At 74.4% G+C, this 18,437-nt stretch carries 13 protein-coding genes and 1 pseudogene; 12 read left to right on the top strand and 2 right to left on the bottom strand.

Annotated features, from left to right (window positions below):
- Window positions 1-2: 2 nt before the first annotated feature.
- From DEJ48_RS00705 to DEJ48_RS00660, 11 genes and pseudogenes are all read left to right on the top strand, one after another.
- A complete protein-coding gene (locus tag DEJ48_RS00705) occupies window positions 3-1,148 on the top strand; it encodes a DegT/DnrJ/EryC1/StrS family aminotransferase (protein WP_150213473.1) in 1,146 nt (381 codons plus the stop codon).
- Between the two features lie 143 nt (window positions 1,149-1,291).
- Window positions 1,292-1,915: an NAD(P)H:quinone oxidoreductase gene (wrbA, locus tag DEJ48_RS00700; protein ID WP_150213471.1), complete on the top strand. Its 624-nt coding sequence runs from the start codon at window positions 1,292-1,294 to the stop codon at window positions 1,913-1,915.
- A 478-nt stretch (window positions 1,916-2,393) separates the two neighbouring features.
- Window positions 2,394-3,608, top strand: a complete 1,215-nt coding sequence (gene metK / locus DEJ48_RS00695) for a methionine adenosyltransferase (RefSeq protein WP_150213470.1) — start codon at window positions 2,394-2,396, stop codon at window positions 3,606-3,608.
- A gap of 247 nt (window positions 3,609-3,855) precedes the next feature.
- Window positions 3,856-4,839 (top strand): carbohydrate kinase family protein, encoded by a 984-nt coding sequence (locus DEJ48_RS00690; protein WP_150213468.1) that lies wholly within the window; start codon window positions 3,856-3,858, stop codon window positions 4,837-4,839.
- A 292-nt stretch (window positions 4,840-5,131) separates the two neighbouring features.
- Complete coding sequence (gene metF, locus DEJ48_RS00685) at window positions 5,132-6,070, top strand: methylenetetrahydrofolate reductase [NAD(P)H] (protein WP_150213466.1); 939 nt, start codon at window positions 5,132-5,134, stop codon at window positions 6,068-6,070.
- Between the two features lie 29 nt (window positions 6,071-6,099).
- Window positions 6,100-6,240, top strand: a complete 141-nt coding sequence (locus DEJ48_RS39550; protein ID WP_190537109.1) for a hypothetical protein — start codon at window positions 6,100-6,102, stop codon at window positions 6,238-6,240.
- Window positions 6,241-7,319: 1,079 nt separating this feature from the next.
- Complete coding sequence (gene mvk, locus DEJ48_RS00680; protein WP_223831818.1) at window positions 7,320-8,327, top strand: mevalonate kinase; 1,008 nt, start codon at window positions 7,320-7,322, stop codon at window positions 8,325-8,327.
- Between the two features lie 150 nt (window positions 8,328-8,477).
- Window positions 8,478-9,659 (top strand): hydroxymethylglutaryl-CoA synthase, encoded by a 1,182-nt coding sequence (locus DEJ48_RS00675; RefSeq protein ID WP_150213463.1) that lies wholly within the window; start codon window positions 8,478-8,480, stop codon window positions 9,657-9,659.
- A 371-nt stretch (window positions 9,660-10,030) separates the two neighbouring features.
- On the top strand, window positions 10,031-11,008 hold the full coding sequence (locus tag DEJ48_RS00670; RefSeq protein WP_150213461.1) for a 3-oxoacyl-ACP synthase III family protein: 978 nt from the start codon (window positions 10,031-10,033) through the stop codon (window positions 11,006-11,008).
- Between the two features lie 340 nt (window positions 11,009-11,348).
- Window positions 11,349-13,307, top strand: a pseudogene (locus DEJ48_RS00665) (FAD/NAD(P)-binding protein); the annotation flags it as partial.
- A 658-nt stretch (window positions 13,308-13,965) separates the two neighbouring features.
- Window positions 13,966-15,399, top strand: a complete 1,434-nt coding sequence (locus DEJ48_RS00660; protein ID WP_150213459.1) for a lyase family protein — start codon at window positions 13,966-13,968, stop codon at window positions 15,397-15,399.
- Window positions 15,400-15,586: 187 nt separating this feature from the next.
- On the opposite strand, the gene DEJ48_RS00655 is transcribed toward DEJ48_RS00660, so the two are convergent.
- Both DEJ48_RS00655 and DEJ48_RS00650 read right to left on the bottom strand, forming a co-directional pair.
- On the bottom strand, window positions 15,587-15,769 hold the full coding sequence (locus tag DEJ48_RS00655) for a hypothetical protein (protein ID WP_150213443.1): 183 nt from the start codon (window positions 15,767-15,769) through the stop codon (window positions 15,587-15,589).
- Entirely contained in the window at window positions 15,766-16,182 is a 417-nt protein-coding gene (locus tag DEJ48_RS00650; RefSeq protein ID WP_223831817.1) for a hypothetical protein, read from the bottom strand. Before DEJ48_RS00650 ends, DEJ48_RS00655 begins: the two co-directional genes overlap by 4 nt.
- 793 nt (window positions 16,183-16,975) lie before the next feature.
- Here DEJ48_RS00650 and DEJ48_RS00645 point away from each other — a divergent pair.
- A complete protein-coding gene (locus tag DEJ48_RS00645) occupies window positions 16,976-18,052 on the top strand; it encodes a polyprenyl synthetase family protein (RefSeq protein WP_150213439.1) in 1,077 nt (358 codons plus the stop codon).
- Window positions 18,053-18,437 lie beyond the last annotated feature (385 nt).

Here is an 18,437-nt window from a genome sequence, read left to right as displayed (position 1 = left end):
ACATGACCCACCCCCACCCCATCCCCCTGGTCCACGCCAGCCTGGGCGAGCAGGAACTGGCCGCCGTCGCCGAGGTGTTCGCCTCCGGCTGGCCCGCCGGCCAGGGCCCCAAGGGCAAAGCCCTGGAAGCCCAGCTCTCCCGGCGCTACGACGCCCACGCCGTCGCGGTCAGCAACTGCGGCGCCGCCCTGCACCTGGCCCTGCTCGCCCTCGGCGTCCGGCCCGGCGACGAAGTCATCGTCGCCGACTACACCTTCCCCGCCCCCGCCCACGCGGTGCGCTACCTCGACGCGGTGCCCGTCTTCGCCGACGTACGCCCCGACACCCACACCATCGACCCCCAGGCGGCCGCCGACCTGATCGGCCCCAAGACCGTCGGCATCATCGCCGTGGACACCGTGGGCCTGCCCGCCGACTACCGCGAACTGCAGGCCCTGGCCGACCGGCACGGCCTCTTCCTCATCGAGGACGCCGCCTGCGCGGTCGGCGCCACCTACCAGGGCCGCCAGGCCGGCGCCCTGGCCGAGGTCGCCTGCCTGTCCTTCCACGGCCGCAAGGGCGCCACCAGCGGCGAGGGCGGCGCCCTGGTGGCCACCGATGCCGCCGTGGCCGCCGACGCCCGGCTGCGCTCCTCCTTCGGCATCGGCAGCATCTTCGACCAGTCCAAGGTCGTGGGCCTGCCCGTCCCCGAATTCACCGAGGTCGGCTACAACTTCAAACTCTCCGACATCGCCGCCGCGATCCTGCAGGTGCAGATCGGCCGGATCGAGGAACTCCTGGCCCGCCGCGCCGCGGTCGCCGCCCACTACCAGCGCCTCCTGGCCGACGAGGACCTGCTGACCCTGCCCCAGGTCCCCGACGACCGCACCCACGCCTGGCAGTCCTACCTGGTCCGCCTGGACGACCGCATCGACCGCGCCGCCCTCGCCGCCGACCTGCGCGGCCAGGGCATCGGCTGCGGCCACGGCACCTGGGCCACCCACCTGCAGCCGGTCTTCGAGACCAAGCAGACCTGCCCCGTCTCCGCCGACCTCTTCCACCGCCACCTGGCCATCCCCATGCACGCCGAACTCACCACCGGCCAGGTCGAACGCGTCGTGGCCGCCCTGCGCACCGCCCTGCGCACCCACCGCACCACCACCGCATGAACGCCCGGCCGCCCACCCCGCAGCCCTGAACCGCGCCCGCACCACGCCGCTGACCCCCGCCCCCCCGCCCCGGCCCCCGGGCCGTTCCGGGCGGGCCGCCGGGCCCGCCCCACCCACCCCCGCACACACGAAGGAACCCAGTCATGACAACCGTGAACGTGGCGATCGTTTATTACAGTGCGATGGGCAATGTGCATGCGTTGGCGCATGCGGCGGCGGAGGGGGCGGAGAAGGCGGGGGCGCGGGTGCGGGTGCGGCGGGTGGCCGAGACGGCGCCGGCGGCGGCGGTGGCGGCCAATGCGGCCTGGGAGCGCTACCGGGCCGAGCATGCGGAGGTTCCTGAGCCGGTGCATGAGGATCTGGTGTGGGCGGATGCGGTGTTGTGGGGGACGCCGACGCGGTTCGGTAATCCGTCCAGTCAGTTGCGGGCGTTCATCGAGACGACGGGTCCGTTGTGGGCGCAGGGGAAGTTGGCGGGGAAGGTGTATTCGGCGTTCACGTCGAGCAGTACGCTGCACGGGGGTCAGGAGTCGACGATTTTGGCGCTGGCCAACACGTTCTATCACTGGGGCGGGGTGATCGTGCCGCCCGGCTACACCGATCCGGTGCAGTTCCAGACCGGCAACCCGTATGGCACCTCGCATGTGGCGGGGGCGCCGGGCAATCAGGTGGCGCCCAGTGAGGTGACGTTGCAGGCCGCCGCCTACCAGGCCCGGCGCGTGACCGACGTCGCCGCCGCCCTCAAAGCGGGACGCGCCGCCGCCTGACCCCACCAGCCCGCCGGCCCCCGCCGCGCCCCGTCGCACCCTGACCGGGACGCCTCCGCCGTCCCGGCAAAACGCGCCGGCGAAAGCAGGACACACCGCCCGCGTCCACCCGCCCGCCGGGCCGGCCCCAACCGGCCCGGCACCAGCCGCGGTTGCCCTCTCCCACCGGCCCTCGGCTGCCGGCCGACGGGCCTCGGGCGTCGGCTGGTGGGCGGGTCCGTCCCCGGCAGCACAACGGCCTTCGGGGCATCGTCCCCTTTCTACGACGACACAGCCCCGCGCAATGTGAGGCCGCCGCCCACTACCCCCCCCCGGGCTGAGCGAAGAGGCCGCCGAGAACCCCACGGCCCCACAACCCCACGGCCCCAAGCTCCAAAGCCCCGAAGCTCCAAAGTTCCAAGGCCCCACCACCACAACCCCGCCCCGCCGCCCCTCGCCCCCTGCGCCGCACATCCACCCGCCACCGCCCTGGAGTGTCATGTCCCGCCGCCTGTTCACCTCGGAATCCGTGACCGAGGGCCACCCCGACAAGATCGCCGACCAGATCAGCGACACCATCCTGGACGCCCTGCTGCGCCAGGACCCCGCCTCGCGTGTCGCCGTCGAGACACTGATCACCACCGGCCAGGTGCACATCGCGGGCGAGGTGACCACCGCCGCGTACGCCGATGTCGCCACCCTGGTGCGGGAGAAGATCCTCGAGATCGGCTACGACTCGTCGGCCAAGGGCTTCGACGGCGCCTCCTGCGGCGTCTCGGTGTCCATCGGCGCGCAGTCGCCCGACATCGCCCAGGGCGTGGACACCGCCTACGAACACCGCGTGCAGGGCGTCCAGGGCGACGCGCTGGATGTGCAGGGCGCCGGCGACCAGGGCCTGATGTTCGGCTACGCGACCGCCGAGACCCCCACCCTGATGCCGCTGCCCATCGAGCTGGCCCACCGTCTCTCGCACCGCCTGAGCGCGGTCCGCAAGGACGGCACCGTCCCCTACCTGCGCCCCGACGGCAAGACCCAGGTCACCATCGAGTACCGGGGCAGCCGCCCGGCCCGCCTGGACACCCTCGTGGTCTCCTCCCAGCACGCTGCCGACATCGACCTTACGGCGCAGCTCGCGCCCGACCTGCGCACCCACGTCATCGAGCCCGTCCTGGCCCGGCTCGCCGAGGACGGCATCAAGCTGGACACCGACGACCACCGCCTGTTCGTCAACCCCACCGGCCGCTTCGAGATCGGCGGCCCGATGGGCGACGCGGGCCTGACCGGCCGCAAGATCATCGTCGACACCTACGGCGGCATGGCCCGCCACGGCGGCGGCGCCTTCTCCGGCAAGGACCCCTCCAAGGTGGACCGCAGCGCCGCCTACGCGATGCGCTGGGTCGCCAAGAACGTCGTCGCGGCCGGCCTGGCCACCCGCTGCGAGGTCCAGGTCGCCTACGCCATCGGCAAGGCCGAACCGGTCGGCCTGTTCATCGAGACCTTCGAGACCGCCACCGTCCCCCAGGAGCGGATCGAGCGGGCCGTCGCCGAGGTCTTCGACCTGCGCCCGGCCGCCCTCATCCGCGACCTGGACCTGCTGCGCCCCATCTACGCCCAGACCGCCGCCTACGGCCACTTCGGCCGCGAGCTGCCCGACTTCACCTGGGAGCGCACCGACCGCGCCGAGGCCCTGCGCAAGGCGGCGGACGCGGGCTGACCGCCCCCGCCCCCGCACCGCCCCGCACCGCACCGTCCGGCCCGGGCGCGCGGCACGGGCGGGGGCGGCCCTGCGCCGGGCACCGCCCCCGCCGCGCGCCCGGAACACACCAACCCCGCACCGCCCCCGCACCGTTCCTGTGCCGTCGTTGCGCCGCGCCCGGCTGCCCGCGCTGCCCGCGCCGTCTTCTGCTGGGTTCTTCCCGCCCCGCCCCCGCCTCCCGCGCTGGTCCAAGGAGTGCTTTCTTGTGCGTATCGCCGTGACCGGGTCGATAGCGACCGACCATCTGATGGTGTTCCCCGGCCGCTTCGCCGAGCAGCTGATCAAGGAGCAGCTGGAGCGGGTCTCCCTGTCCTTCCTCGCCGACCGCCTGGAGGTCCGCCGCGGCGGCGTCGGCGCCAACATCGCCTTCGGCCTGGGCCTGCTGGAGCTGGACCCGGTCCTCATCGGCGCCGCGGGCCTGGACTTCGCCGAGTACGGCACCTGGCTGCGCGAACACGGCGTGGACACCACCGCCGTCCAGGTCAGTGACACCCTGCACACCGCCCGCTTCGTGTGCACCACCGACCAGGACCAGAACCAGATCGCCACCTTCTACGCCGGCGCCATGGCCGAGGCCGCCCGCATCGACCTGGCCGCGGTCACCGCCCGCACCGGGCCGCCCGCCCTGGTCCTGATCGGCGCCGACGACCCCGAGGCGATGCTGCGCCACACCGCCACCGCCCACCGCCTGGGCCTGCCGGTGGCCGCCGACCCCTCCCAGCAACTGGCCCGCCTGGACCGCGAGCAGGCCCGCCGGTTGGTGGACGGCGCCCGCTGGCTGTTCACCAACGAGTACGAGGCCGCCCTGCTGCAGGAGCGCACCGGCTGGAGCCGGCCGCAGCTCCTGGACCGCGTCGGCACCTGGATCACCACCCTGGGCGCGGGCGGCGCCGCCCTCACCCGCGCCGGCGCGCAGCGGCTGCACGTGGCGGCCGTGCCCACCGACAACATCACCGACCCCACCGGGGCGGGCGACGCCTTCCGCGCGGGGTTTTTGGCCGCCACCGCCTGGCAGCTGCCGCACGAACGGGCCGCCCAGCTCGGCTGCGCGCTGGCCACCACCGTCCTGGAATCGGTCGGCACCCAGGAGTACAAGCTCATCCCCGCCGAGCTGATCAACCGCATCGACCAGACCTACGGCCGCGGCGCGGCCCGCGCCATCGAGACCCGGCTCGCCCCGGCCCCCTGACCCTCAACCCGCCGGCCCCCAGCCGTCAGCCGCCGGCCGCCGGGCCCGGCCCCGGGGCCAACCTCCTGCCGCCGCCCCGGGGCAACGCTTTGACGCCGCCCCGGGCAACGCCCGGACCTCGGCGTCCGCCGGCACCCCGCTCACCCGCACCGGACGGGCTCCCCGCACCGGACGGGCTCCCCGCACCGGGCGGACCCACCCCGCACCGGGCGGACGCATCCGGCACCGGGCGGCCCGACCCGTAAACGCCCGCCAGGCCCGCCCTGTCCACGCCGAACGCCGGAGGCCGGCAGTGACCGCACTGCGCGACATCGTCGAAGAAGACGCACCGTCCTTCTCCTTCGAGTTCTTCCCGCCCAAGACCGACGCCGCGGCCCGCACCCTGTGGCACACCATCCGCCGGGTCGAGACCCTGGCCCCGGCCTTCGTCTCGGTCACCTACGGGGCCGGCGGCTCCTCCCGGGACCGCACCGTGGAGGTGACCAAACGCATCGCGGCCGAGACGACCCTGCGCCCCGTCGCGCACCTGACCGCGGTCGGCCACTCGGTGGCCGAACTGCGGCACATCATCGGCCAGTACGCCGACGCCGGGGTCCGCGACGTCCTGGCCGTGCGCGGCGATCCGCCCGGGGACCCGGGCGCGCCCTGGATCCCGCACCCCGACGGCTTCACCCACGCCCACCAACTGGTGCGCCTGGTCAAGGAGTCGGGGGCCTTCAGTGTCGGCGTGGCGGCCTTTCCCGAACGCCACCCGCGCTCGGCGGACTGGGACAGCGACATCCGCCACTTCGTCGCCAAGTGCCGGGCGGGCGCCGACTACGCCATCACCCAGATGTTCTTCCACGTCGAGGACTACCTGCGGCTGCGCGACAAGGTGGCCGCCGCGGGCTGCACCACCCCGATCATCCCGGAGATCATGCCGGCCACCGACGTGCGCCAGATCGGCCGCTTCGCCGCCCTGAGCGGCGCCGCGTTCCCCGAACACCTGGCCCACCGCCTGGAAGCCGCCCGCCACGACCCGGCCCAGGGCCACCGCATCGGGGTCGAGTACGCCACCGCCATGGCCCAGCGCCTGCTGGCCGAGGGCGCCCCCGGCCTGCACTACATCACCCTCAACCGCTCCACGGCGACGCTGGAGATCCACCGCAACCTCCACACCCCCACCACCCCCGCCAGCCCTGCCGTCCCCGGCACCATCGGCGAGCCCCACGGCCTCGCCGCACCCCGCTGAGGCACGAACACCCCGACGAGGAGGACCCGATGCACGACACCGAGGAAGAGGAAGCCAGGTGGCCTTGGGACGTGCCGGTGCTCGCCCCGCCCCGCCCGCCCCCGCTGCGCCTGGCCGGCATCGACGAGGACGACACCTGGGAACCCCACCTGGTACGCGGCATCGACTGACCCGCACCCCACACCCCGCACCCCGCATCCCACCCCGCGTGCGCTGGCCGTGCCGGCCGGCCACCCCTCTGCCCTGCCGCTTCGCGCCGGGGGAGCGGGGCCCGGCCCCTGAACCGGAGCGGCAGACAACGCATCGCTCCGCAGGGCGAGTTGGGGCGTGCCGGCCCGCATCCGGCCGACCGTGAACCCCTCTACGGGCCGGGGGCGGGGAGCGGGGTCCGTCTCCCCGTGCCGGCCCGGCAGGCAGCGCGGCGCCCCCTCGGCCCAGGCCGGAGCGCGCAGGCCCGCGCCCGGCACCCCGCCCCGCCCCCGCCGGGCCGGCCGCACGGAGGCGGGGCCCACGAGGGGGGCAGGCGGCCGACATGCCGCTCCCCGGCCCCGGCTGAGCCGCCACTGGCCCGCCACGGCCCGTCCCGCCCCCGCCCTGCTGCCCTCACGGGCCGGGGTGTGAGGACCACCCCGGAATCCTCAAGTCCCCCCGCCCCGGCGCCGGTTGAGCCGCCCGCACGCCCCCACCCCCCCTACCACGATGTGAGCCACGCCACTTCCTGATGCCCTAGGCGTCAGGGCGAAGCCCGTGTCACTATTCCGGTGCGTCCCCCCTGCCCGAAAGCCGCCGCGCGGCAAGGCAGTAACCGGCGCAGGGGAGTGGGCACCGTATCCGCCGCCGCTCCGCACGAAGGGCGGAGGGCCAAGGCCCCGCCCCACCTCCTGTGGCGCGAGCCGCTCCAGTCTGCCGGCGCCCCCCAAACGCGCACCCCGCACCACCGCGCCGGGACCGCGCCCCCCGCACCCGCACCACCGTGCCGGGCCGGGCCGGCGCCCCCGATTCCTCGAACCGCCGCAGGCGCGCGTGCCGTTGCGCGGCCCCGTATTTCCGTATTCCGTATGCGGTGTCCCGGGCCCTTCGGTCCCCTACCCGTACCCGTACCCGTACCCGTACCCCGCGGCCCCGCACCCGGGCCCCGCCCGTGCTCGAAGGACGCGGTGAACCACGCATCCGATGTCCTGCTTCATTCCTTCCTCACAGTCTGGATGACGCGATCTCCATGCAGAAAAGACAAAGGGAGCTGAGTGCGTTGACGCCACCGGCCTCAGCACAGCGGGCATCGCGCCGTGGCCGGGCCCGCTCGGTCGGGGTGGGCCGCGCCCACGCCAAGGCCATCCTGCTGGGGGAGCACGCGGTGGTCTACGGTGCCCCGGCCCTCGCACTGCCCGTGCCGCAGCTGCCGGTCACCGCCAGCGCCGGCTGGTCCGAGCGCGCCCCGGACGACACCGGCGATGTGTCCCTGACCATGACGGGCTCCCCGACACGGCCGGTGGGCACCCAGGCCACCGACTGGCTGCGGCGGCTGACCGCCGAGTTCCGCACGCGCACCGGCATCGCCGCCGACGTGCACCTGGACGTCATCCTGGACTGCGCGGTGCCGCCCGGCCGCGGCCTGGGCTCCAGCGCGGCGTGCGCCCAGGCGGTGGTCCTCGCCCTGGCCGACCTCTTCGACCACGACGTCACCGAGCAGGCCGCCTTCGAACTGGTGCAGACCGCGGAGAACGTCACCCACGGCCGGGCCAGCGGCGTGGACGCGCGGGCCGTGGGCGCCGCCGCGCCCCTGCTCTTCCAGGAGGGCCGGGCCACAGAACTGCCCCTGGGCTGCGAAGGCTTGTTCATCATCGCCGACAGCGGCGAAGTGGGCCGCACCAAGGACGCCGTCGCCCTGCTGCGCGCCGGCTTCGAGCGCCACGCCGGGGCCCGGGAACACTTCGTGCGCCGGGCCACCGAGCTGACCGACGAGGCCCGACTGGCCCTGGCCGACGGCAAACCGCAGGAACTGGGCCACCGCCTGACGGAGTATCACGAACTGCTGCGGGCCGCCGGGCTGAGCACCCAGCGCATCGACACGCTGGTCCAGGCGGCCCAGACGGCCGGCAGCCTCGGAGCGAAGATCACCGGCGGCGGGATGGGCGGCTGCATGATCGCGCTGACCGAGGCCGAACAGGCCAGCGCCGTCACCCGGCAGCTGCACGAGGCCGGCGCCGTCCAGACCTGGGTCGTCCCGCTCCGGGCACGCGCCGGCCACAGCCGGTGACGTGAACCGGTGATGTGAACCGGTGACCTGAAACCCGCCCCCCCCGGGGAGGAGGGGCGGGCCGGCGCGGGCGCAGGTGCGTCCAGCGCGGCCACACAACGACACGACAACGCGACAACGCGACGAAAACTAGGGGTGGGTGGAGAGGGCATGGCCAGTGGTCCGGGCAAAGGCATAGGCATTCATGATCTGTCGTTCGCGACGACCGAGTTCGTGCTGTCGCACGCGGCGCTGGCCGCGTACAACGGCACCGAGATCGGCAAGTACCACCTGGGCATCGGCCAGGAATCGATGAGCGTGCCCGCGGCCGACGAGGACATCGTCACGCTGGCCGCGGCCGCCGCGGCGCCGGTCATCGCCCGGCACGGCAGCGAGAACATCCGCACCGTGGTCTTCGCCACCGAGTCCTCGATCGACCAGGCCAAGGCCGCCGGGGTGTATGTGCATTCCCTGCTCGGGCTGCCCTCCGCGGCCCGGGTGGTCGAGCTCAAGCAGGCCTGCTACGGGGCCACCGCCGGACTGCAGTTCGCCCTGGGCCTGGTGGCGCGCGACCCCTCCCAGCAGGTCCTGGTCATCGCCAGCGACGTGTCCAAGTACGAGCTGGACAGCCCCGGCGAGGCCACCCAGGGCGCCGCGGCGGTCGCGATGCTGGTCGGCGCGGACCCCGCCCTGGTGCGCATCGAGGGCCCCTCGGGGCTGTTCACCGCGGACGTGATGGACTTCTGGCGGCCCAACTACCGTACCGAGGCGCTGGTGGACGGCCAGGAGTCGATCCACGCGTACCTGCAGGCGGTGGAGGGCTGCTGGAAGGACTACAGCGGCCAGGGCGGGCACGCGCTGGAGGAGTTCGCGGCCTTCTGCTACCACCAGCCCTTCACCAAGATGGCCTACAAGGCCCACCGGCATCTGCTGGAGTACTGCGGCCACGACAGCGGCAAGGACGCCATCGAGGCGGCGCTGGGCCACACCACCGCCTACAACCGGGTGATCGGCAACAGCTACACCGCCTCGGTCTACCTGGCGCTGGCCGCGCTGCTGGACCAGGCCGAGGACCTCAGCGGCCGGCCCGTCGGCTTCCTCAGCTACGGATCGGGCAGCGTCGCGGAGTTCTTCGCGGGCCAGGTCGTGCCGGGCTACCGGGCGCAGCTGCGCACGGCCGAGCACCGGGCGGTGATCGAACGGCGCCGGCCGCTGGACTACGCGGACTACCGCGAGCTGCACGAACGGTCCTTCCCCACCGACGGCGGCGGCTACCCCACCCCGGTGCAGACCAGCGGCGACTTCCGGCTGGCGGCCCTGCACGGCCACAAGCGGATCTACCAGCGCCGCTGACGCCCCGTCACGGCCCAAGGGGGGTGGGGGTGGAGGCCGGCGGACACCTCGCCGCCCCCAGCCTCACTCGCCCCGGTGCATCGCGTTACGCGCGGGCCGTGCCCCTCGCCCGGTGCATCGCGCTACGTGCGGGCCCACGCCCCCTGTCCGGCGCGGCCTGCGCAGCACACCGGCCACCACCCCTGCCCGGCGCGCCGCGGACGCGCCGGCCATCACCGCCACCACCGCTATCACCTATCACCGCTATCACCGCTATCACCGCGGTCCGGCGTACCACGGCCGGGCGTGGCCGGCCGTCCGGTCCGGTCGCAGGCAGATCCACGAGCGGCGCTGACGCCCCCCGTGCGAACGCAGCTGAAAGGAGCAGGCGCATGAGCGGCATCGCCGTCCTGGGCACGGGTGCCTATGTGCCCGAACGGATAGTCACCAGCGACGAGGTCGGAGCACCGGCCGGCGTCGACGGGGACTGGATCATACGGAAGACCAAGATCAGGGAGCGGCGCTGGGCCGCCCCCGGCCAGGCCACCTCGGACCTGGCGGTGGCCGCCGGGCGGCGTGCGCTGGCCGCGGCCGGCCTCACCCCGGGCGATCTGACGCTGATCGTGGTGGCCACCTCCACCCCGGACCGGCCGCAGCCGCCCACCGCGGCCTACGTGCAGCAGCAGCTGGGCGCGGTGGGCGCGGCCGCCTTCGACGTGAACGCGGTCTGCTCGGGCAGCGTGTTCGCGCTGTCCGTCGCGCAGAGCATGCTGGCCCAGCAGGGCGGCCGGGCCCTGGTGATCGGCGCGGACGTCTACTCGCGGATCCTCGACCCCGCCGACCGCCGCACCGTGGTCCTGTTCGGGGACGGCGCCGGCGCCCTGGTGCTGGGCAGCGACAGCCCGGGCCCGCGGGTGCGGCACGTGGCCCTGCACTCCTTCGGGGACCTGTCGGGCCTGATCGAGGTGCCCGCCGGCGGCAGCCGCCGGCCCGCCGACCCGGCCGCCCTGGAGGCGGGCCTGCAGTACTTCACGATGCAGGGCCGCGAGGTGCGCCGCTTCGTGGTGGAGCAACTGCCCCAGCTGACCAAGGAGTTCCTGCACGAGGCGGGCGTGGCCGCCGAGGACATCGCGCACTTCGTGCCGCACCAGGCCAACGGCGTCATGCTCGACACCGGCCTGGAGGACCTGGTGCTGCCCAACGCCACCACCCACCTGACGCTGGAGCACTACGGCAACACCGGATCGGCCTCCGTGCCGATCACCCTGGACGCGGCCGTGGGCCGCGGAGCCTTCCGGCCCGGAGACCTGGTACTCCTGGCCGGCTTCGGAGGCGGCATGTCCGCAGGGTTCGCCCTGCTGGAATGGTGAACGGCTACCGCCCGCCCCGGGACAGCGGATGAGGGCCGGCACCGCACGTACGCGCAGCGCCGCGCCCGGCCGCACCACCGCGGCCGGGCGCACCGCGCGCCGATACACCCCTGCCGCACGTCCCCTGTACCCGCCCCGGTGCGCCCTGGCGCGCAACGGGCCGGGTCCGCCGCCCGGTTGAGGTTGCTCCCGGGCCGGCGGGACGTGCGCCGGAGCGCCGTCGGGGCCTGCCCGCGACGGTGCTCGCCGGCCGGACGCACCAGGGCACACCGCGCACCGCGGTCGTGGCCCTCGGCGTGCGGTCGCCGCCCCGTTGCGTGACCCAGCAGAGACGGTAGACATGACAGCACCACAGAAACAGAACACGGTGTGCGTGATCGGCGCCGGCCCGCGCGGCCTGTCCGTCCTGGAGCGGCTGTGCGCCAACGCGCGCCGCCGCTCCCCGCACGTTCCTCTGCGCATCCACCTGGTCGACCCCTATCCGCCCGGGCCCGGCAAGGTGTGGCGCACCGACCAGTCGCCCCACCTGCTCATGAACACCGTGGCCGGACAGATCTCCCTGTTCACCGACGCCAGCGTGGAACTGCACGGCCCGCTGGAGCCGGGGCCGAGCCTGTACGAGTGGGCCCGGCAGCTGGCCGCCGGCCGCATCCGCGGCCAGTACCCGGCGCCCGTCCTGGCCCAGGCCCGCGCCCTGGGCCCCGACACCTATCCCACCCGCGCGTTCTACGGCCACTACCTGCACTGGGCCTACCGGCGCGTCGTGGAGGCCGCGCCGGCCCATGTGCACATCACCACCCACCGCACCCTGGCCCTGACCCTGGACGACGACGACCCCAACCCCGCCACCGCCACCGGCCCTACCCCCGCCACCGGCCCCGCCACTGCTGACGTGCCGCGTCAGCGCGTGCTGCTGGCCGACGGCACCCGCCTGCACGCCCTGGACGCGGTGATCCTGTGCCAGGGCCACTTGCCGGCCCACGCCACCGGGCCCGAACGGGACTTCGCCGCCCGGGCCGCCCGGCTGGGCCTGCGCCACATCGCGCCGGCCAACCCCGCCGACGTCGACCTGGACGTCCTGGACCCGGGCGCCACGGTGCTGCTGCGCGGCCTGGGCCTGAACTTCTTCGACTACCTGGCCCAGCTCACCGCCGGCCGCGGCGGCACCTTCGCCCGCGCCGGCAGCCGGCTGGTCTACCACCCCAGCGGGAAGGAGCCCCGCCTCTACGCGGGCTCCCGGCGCGGCATCCCCTACCAGGCCCGCGGCGAGAACGAGAAGGGCCCGCACGGCCGCCACGAGCCGCTGCTGCTCACCCCCGCACGCATCGCCGACCTGCGCCGCCTGCACCACCGCGACGGCCTGGACTTCGCCCGCGAGGTGTGGCCGCTGATCGCCCGGGAGGCCGAGACCGTCTACTACACGACGCTGCTCACCTCCCGCGGCGACGGTGCCCGGGCGGCCCGGCTCCGGCGCGACTACCTGGCCGCCGGCGCACGCCGAGAGCAGACCGACGCGGTCCTGGAGGCCTATGGCATCGGCGACAAGGACCGCTGGGACTGGGACCTGCTCGCCCGGCCCTACCGCGACCGGGAGTTCACCGGCCCGCACGACTTCACCGGCTGGCTCCTGGACCACCTGCGCCAGGACGTGGCCGAGGCCCGCGCCGGCAATGTCACCGGCCCCCTCAAGGCGGCCCTGGACGTCCTGCGGGACCTGCGCAACGAGATCCGCCTGATCGTCGACCACGGCGGCCTGCACGGCGACTCCCACCGCGCCGACCTGGACGGCTGGTACACCCCGCTCAACGCGCACCTGTCCATCGGCCCGCCGGCCCGCCGCGTCGAGGAGATGGTCGCGCTGATCGAGGCCGGCGTGCTGCGGGTCATCGGGCCGGGCCTGCAGGTGAGCGCGGACGCCCACGGCTACACCGTCGCCTCCCCGCAGGTGCCGCACTCCGCGGTGCGGGTGGGAGCCCTGGTCGAGGCCCGCCTGCCCGCGATCACGCTGCGCCGCACCGGCGACCCGCTGCTGCGCGACCTGCTGGAGCGCGGCCAGTGCAGTGCCTACCGCATCCGCACCCGCTCCGGCGAGAGCGTGCAGACCGACGGGCTGGCCGTCACCCGCCGCCCCTTCCACCTGATCGACGCGGCCGGCCGCGCCCACCCGCGGCGCTTCGCCTTCGGGGTGCCCACCGAGTCGGTGCACTGGGTGACCGCCGCCGGCATCCGCCCCGGCGTCAACTCGGTCACCCTCACCGACGCCGACGCCATAGCCCGCGCCGCCTGGTCCTGCACCCCAACCACCCCCGACACCGGGCCTGTGACCGCCCCCGGCACCGGGCCTGTGAGCGGTCCCGATACCGGGCCTGTGACCGCCCCCGATACCGGGCCTGTGAGCGGTCCCGATACCGGGCCTGTGACCGCCCCCGATACCGGGCCTGTGAGCGGTCCCGATACCGGGCCTGTGACCGGCCCCGACACCGGGCCTGTGAGCGGTCCTGACGCCGGGTCTGGGACCGGTGTTGGTACCGGGTCTGAGACCGGCCCCGCGACCGGGCTCGATACCGGCTCTGCGACCGGGGCCGGGACCAGCCCCGCGGCTGCGTCCGCGACCGGGCCGGAAACCAGCCCCGACACCGGCCCCGCCACCAGGTCCGAAACCAGCCCCGCGACCACCCCTGCGGCCGGGCCCGCGACCGGGCCGGAAACCAGCCCCGACACCGGCCCCGCCACCAGGTCCGAAACCAGCCCGGAAACCGGGCCCGCGACCACCCCTGCGGCCGGGCCCGCGACCAGCTCCGCGACCGCCCCCGCGGCCGGACCCGACCCCGCCCCGGGGCCAATCCAAGGCCCCGCCCCCGGACCGACCCCAGAGCCCGCCCCCGCACCGACCCCGGACCCCGCCCCCGCGCAGAACGCGAGGCCCGGCACCGCTGCCCCCGGACAAGGAGCCCCCCATGCCCGATGACTTCCCGCCCGGTGCGGCCGGGTGCGGTGGGGAGGCGGTGGAGAGCGGGCTGCTCGCGCCGGTCTGGGCGGACACCCCCGTGGCGGCCGCGGTCGGCGACGGGGCCTGGCTGCAGGCCATGCTGGACGCCGAGGCGGCGCTGAGCCGGGCCCAGGCCCGGCTCGGCACGGTGCCCCGGGCGGCCGCCCGGGTGATCAGCCGGGCGGCCCGGGCCGAGCACCTGGACCTGCGGGCGCTGGCCCGCCAGGCCCGCCAGTCCGCCAACCCGGTGGTGGCACTGGTCCAGGAGTTCACTGCCGTGGTGGCCGCGCAGGACGCCGACGCGGCCCGCTACGTCCACCGCGGCTCCACCAGCCAGGACATCCTCGACACGGCGATGATGCTGGTGGCCGCCCGCGCGCTGCGGCTGATCCGCGCCGACCTGGACGCCGCCGCCCGGGCGCTGGCCGACCTGGCCCGCACCCACCAGGGCACCCTCATGGCCGGCCGCACCCTGGCCCTGCACGCCGTGCCCACCACCTTCGGGCTCAAAGCGGCGGGCTGGCGCCACCTGGTGCTGGACGCGGCGGACAAACTGCGCGCCCTCGACCCGGGCCCCGTCCAGCTCGGCGGGGCCGCCGGCACCCTGGCCGGCTACCTCCAGCACGCCCAGGACGCCGAACCCGCCGCCTACGTCACCGGCCTCACCCGCACCTTCGCCGCCGAACTCGGCCTGGCGGCCCCGCTGCTGCCCTGGCACGTGCTGCGCACCCCGGTCGCGGACCTGGCCCAGGCCACCGCGTTCACCTGCACCGCCCTGGGCAAGATCTCCGTCGACGTGCTGGCGCTGACCCGCACCGAGACCGGCGAGGTGCACGAACCGGCACCCGCCGGCCGGGGCGCCTCCTCGGCGATGCCGCACAAACGCAACCCCGTCCTGGCCACCGCGGTGCGCTCGGCCGCCCTGCAGGCCCCCCAGCTCGCCGCCACCGTGCTGGGCTGCATGCTCAGCGAGGACGAACGCTCGGCCGGCGCCTGGCACGCCGAGTGGGAACCGCTGCGCGCCCTGCTGCGGCTGGCCGGGGGAGCGGCCCACCAGACGGCGGAACTCGTCTCCCGCCTGACGGTCGACCCCGCCCGCATGCGCGCCAACACCGCGCTGACCGGCGGCCAGATCGTCTCCGAACGGATCGCCGCCGCCCTGACCCCGCTGCTGGGCAAGGCCGCCGCACGGCAGCTGCTGAACGAGGCCTCCGCCCGGGCGGCACGCACCGGCACCCCCCTGGCCGCCCTGCTGCGCGCGGACGAGCGGGCCGCCGCCGCCCTGAAAGAGGCGGAGGCCGGCTGCGGGGACCTGTTCGCCCCCGAGGCCTACACCGGAGCGGCCGGCCCGCTCACCGAACGGGCCCTGGCACGCCCCCAGCCCGCCGCCCCCGACCGGTGAACCCCCAAACCCCGCCGGCCCCGTCGCCCCCGCCGCCCTCGCCCCCGCCGGGCAGGAGCGGGGCGGGGACGGGGGTGGGGGCGGCGGGGCCGGGATGCGGCACAGGCACCGGATGCGGCACCGGATGCGGGTCCGGGAGGCGGCACCGGATGCGATACCGGGGCGGGCGTCGGATGCGGGGCCGGGTTCAGCGCCGGCGCTGCAGGGCGATCACCGTGAGTTCCTCGATGTCGAACTCCGAGCGGCCCGGAGTTCCATAACGCGTTATCTTTCCCCGGCTCACCCACTTGCGGATGGTCGCCTCGGACACCCCCGCGGCCAGCGCGGCCACGTTCGTGGGAACGAGCCGGTGACGTGGTGGCCTGTTCATGCGGCGTCCTTTCGCTGTCGGTTCATGAGATGCCCTACGGCAAGCAGTTCACGCATTTCCCAGGCATGCCCCGCCGAGCAGCCAAGACCGCTCTTTCCGGCACGTTCCTGCTGCCGCGGCGACGTGCTGATCTTTCCCGGGCAGCCGACCACGACGCACGCGACGAGGACCGCATTGTGCTCACCGGGCTCCGGGTCGATGGCCCGCAGCAATTCCAGGTGCAGACCCTCGATCTCATCGGCGAATTCCGCGGCGGGCGGCCGGCCGGTCAGCCACTGGAGATGGTGCAGCAAGAAACCCGTCAGGGCCGGCACGGAACGGCCGGGAACCGCCGGGCCGAGTTTCTCCGCGACGAAACAGGACCACGATTCCAGGACCGCCAGACTGTTGTTCCTGGCATCCAGCGCGGACATGTTCAGATGGTCCCGCTTGCGGCTGCCCGACACCTTTGTCGGGTTCCGCCGCCGGGAGGCCGACAGAACGTGGTACAGCCCCTCCTGGTGGAGACCGGGAAGCGTGCGCAGGTTACGTTCCAGCTGCCCCAGGCACGGGACACAGAGCACGGACCCGGCGGCGGCACGGACTTCCTGGGCATGGTTCCTGGGGCATGAGTGGAACTCCATCGAATGAAATCTCCTTCATGAGCTGGCGCGCGCCCCGCAACCGGCCGGGCACGCAAAACACCGTGCCGATTGCCGCGGTAATGCAGAACAGGAAGGCCCATGGGGCAGGGGAGTGGGGCCGGATCCCCCGGTGCAGAGCCACTGGAGAAAGCCGTGGGGCAGGAAAAGCCCTTCACGGTCCCGTCAGGAAATCCCGGAAAAGGAATGTGATTTCGGCCCGCCGCGTGCAGGCCATGGCGTGTTCAGTGAATACGGCTGCCATGCGCGTACTGTCCCCCCGCTGTTGCGCAGATCCCCCGGTCCTGCCGAGCTGCGGCCAGGGGTGCACTTGGGAGAGTTCCACGACCGGTCGGGGGTGTCAACGTGCCTCCGGCCGGGGAGAGAGCGTTAAACCAGGGCGTGTAAATTTTTCTTTTCGTAATCTAACGCCCCTAAAGGGGAATTCTAGATTCCTCTTTTCTGAAGGAGAACTCTAGTCTTCTTCCAGTTCCCGCGTGACCGGGCAGCGTACGCCTTGTGAATACCCGCGGCGCGTGCCGTGTGCCGGCGCCGCACGCGCCCCGTAACAACCAAGGAGATAGACATGGTTAACGAAAAGACCCTCGAGGCCGAATCGGGCAGCCAGGAATTGTCCGCCGCCGCGCGCCGCACCACCGAGGAACTGCTGCAGAAAATGGAGCGGCGGCTGAGCTCGTTCCTGGCGTCCGAGCGCCGGGTGTGGGGGGCCGCGGACGAGCGGGCGGGCGGCGCGGTCGACGCGGTCGCCGGCCTGGTCGCGGCCGGCGGCAAGCGCATCCGGCCCGCGTTCTGCATCACCGGCTACCTCGCCGCCGGCGGCGACCCGGGCAACCCCGGCATCGTGGCGGCCGCCGCCGCCGTGGAGATGCTGCACGCCTCCGGCCTCATCCACGACGACATCATCGACGCCTCCAGCCACCGGCGCGGCCTGCCCACCGTGCACGCCAAGCACTCCGCGCTGCACGAGAGCCGGGCCTGGCAGGGCGAGTCACGCCGGTTCGGTGAGGGCGTGGCCCTGCTGGTGGGGGATCTGGCCCTGGTCTACTCCGACCAGCTGATGTCCCAGGCGCCGCCCTCGGTCATCCCGGTGTGGAGCAAGCTGCGCTCGGAGGTGATGATCGGCCAGTACATGGACATGACCGCGGCCGCCGAGTTCTCCGTCGACCCCGACCTCTCCCGCTGGATCGCCCTGATCAAGTCCGGCCACTACACCATCCACCGGCCCCTGGTGGTGGGGGCGAGCGCGGCCGGCCGCGCCGATCTGGCCCCCGCCTTCGAGAAGTACGGCGAGGCGGTGGGCGAGGCCTTCCAGCTCCGCGACGACCTGCTGGACGCCTTCGGGGACTCCGCGGACACCGGCAAGCCCGCCGGCCTCGACTTCAGCCAGCACAAGATGACACTGCTGCTGGGCTGGGCGATGCAGCGCGACGAACGCATCCACCAGCTGATCACCGAGCCCGGCCACACCCCCGACGAGGTCCGCCGGCGCCTGGTGGACACCGGGGTGCTCGACGACGTCGAGAAGCACATCAGCGCCCTGGTCGAGCAGGGCTGCCGGGCCATCGACGACGTGCCCATCGACCCGGTCTGGCGCAGCGAACTGACCCGCATGGCCAACCGCGTCGCCTACCGCACCGCCTGACCCGCCCCCGCCCGCGCCGCGCCGGCCCCCGGCCTCCGGGTGCCCGCACCGGCCGGCCGCCGCCCCGACACCGGCCCCGGCACCGACGCCGGCACCGACACGGCCCACGACGGCCGGGTACCCACCGAAACGCCCGGCGGGCGGGGCGCCGGCCCGGTGAATCCTGTACGGCGGGTGCCGGGCCGGTGCGGGCCGCGTCCCTGCGCGCCCGGGGCCAGGGTCCGGCGACCGGGCCGCGGCGCACGACGCGTATCGGCCGGGCGCCGGGCCGGTAGGGGAGGGCGGCGCGAGCCCCCTTGGGTCCTGAGGGCGTGGCGCCGGGCCGGCGCCCCCTGAGTGTGGTGCGCGCCCGCTGCGGGCAACGGCCGGGCACGCCCGGGGATTT

Origin of the sequence: Streptomyces venezuelae, assembly GCF_008642315.1 — a bacterium.
In the GTDB taxonomy this organism is placed as follows: domain Bacteria; phylum Actinomycetota; class Actinomycetes; order Streptomycetales; family Streptomycetaceae; genus Streptomyces; species Streptomyces venezuelae_D.
Note: the sequence above shows the minus strand (reverse complement) of the source record. Positions and strands in the feature narration are given on the sequence as shown.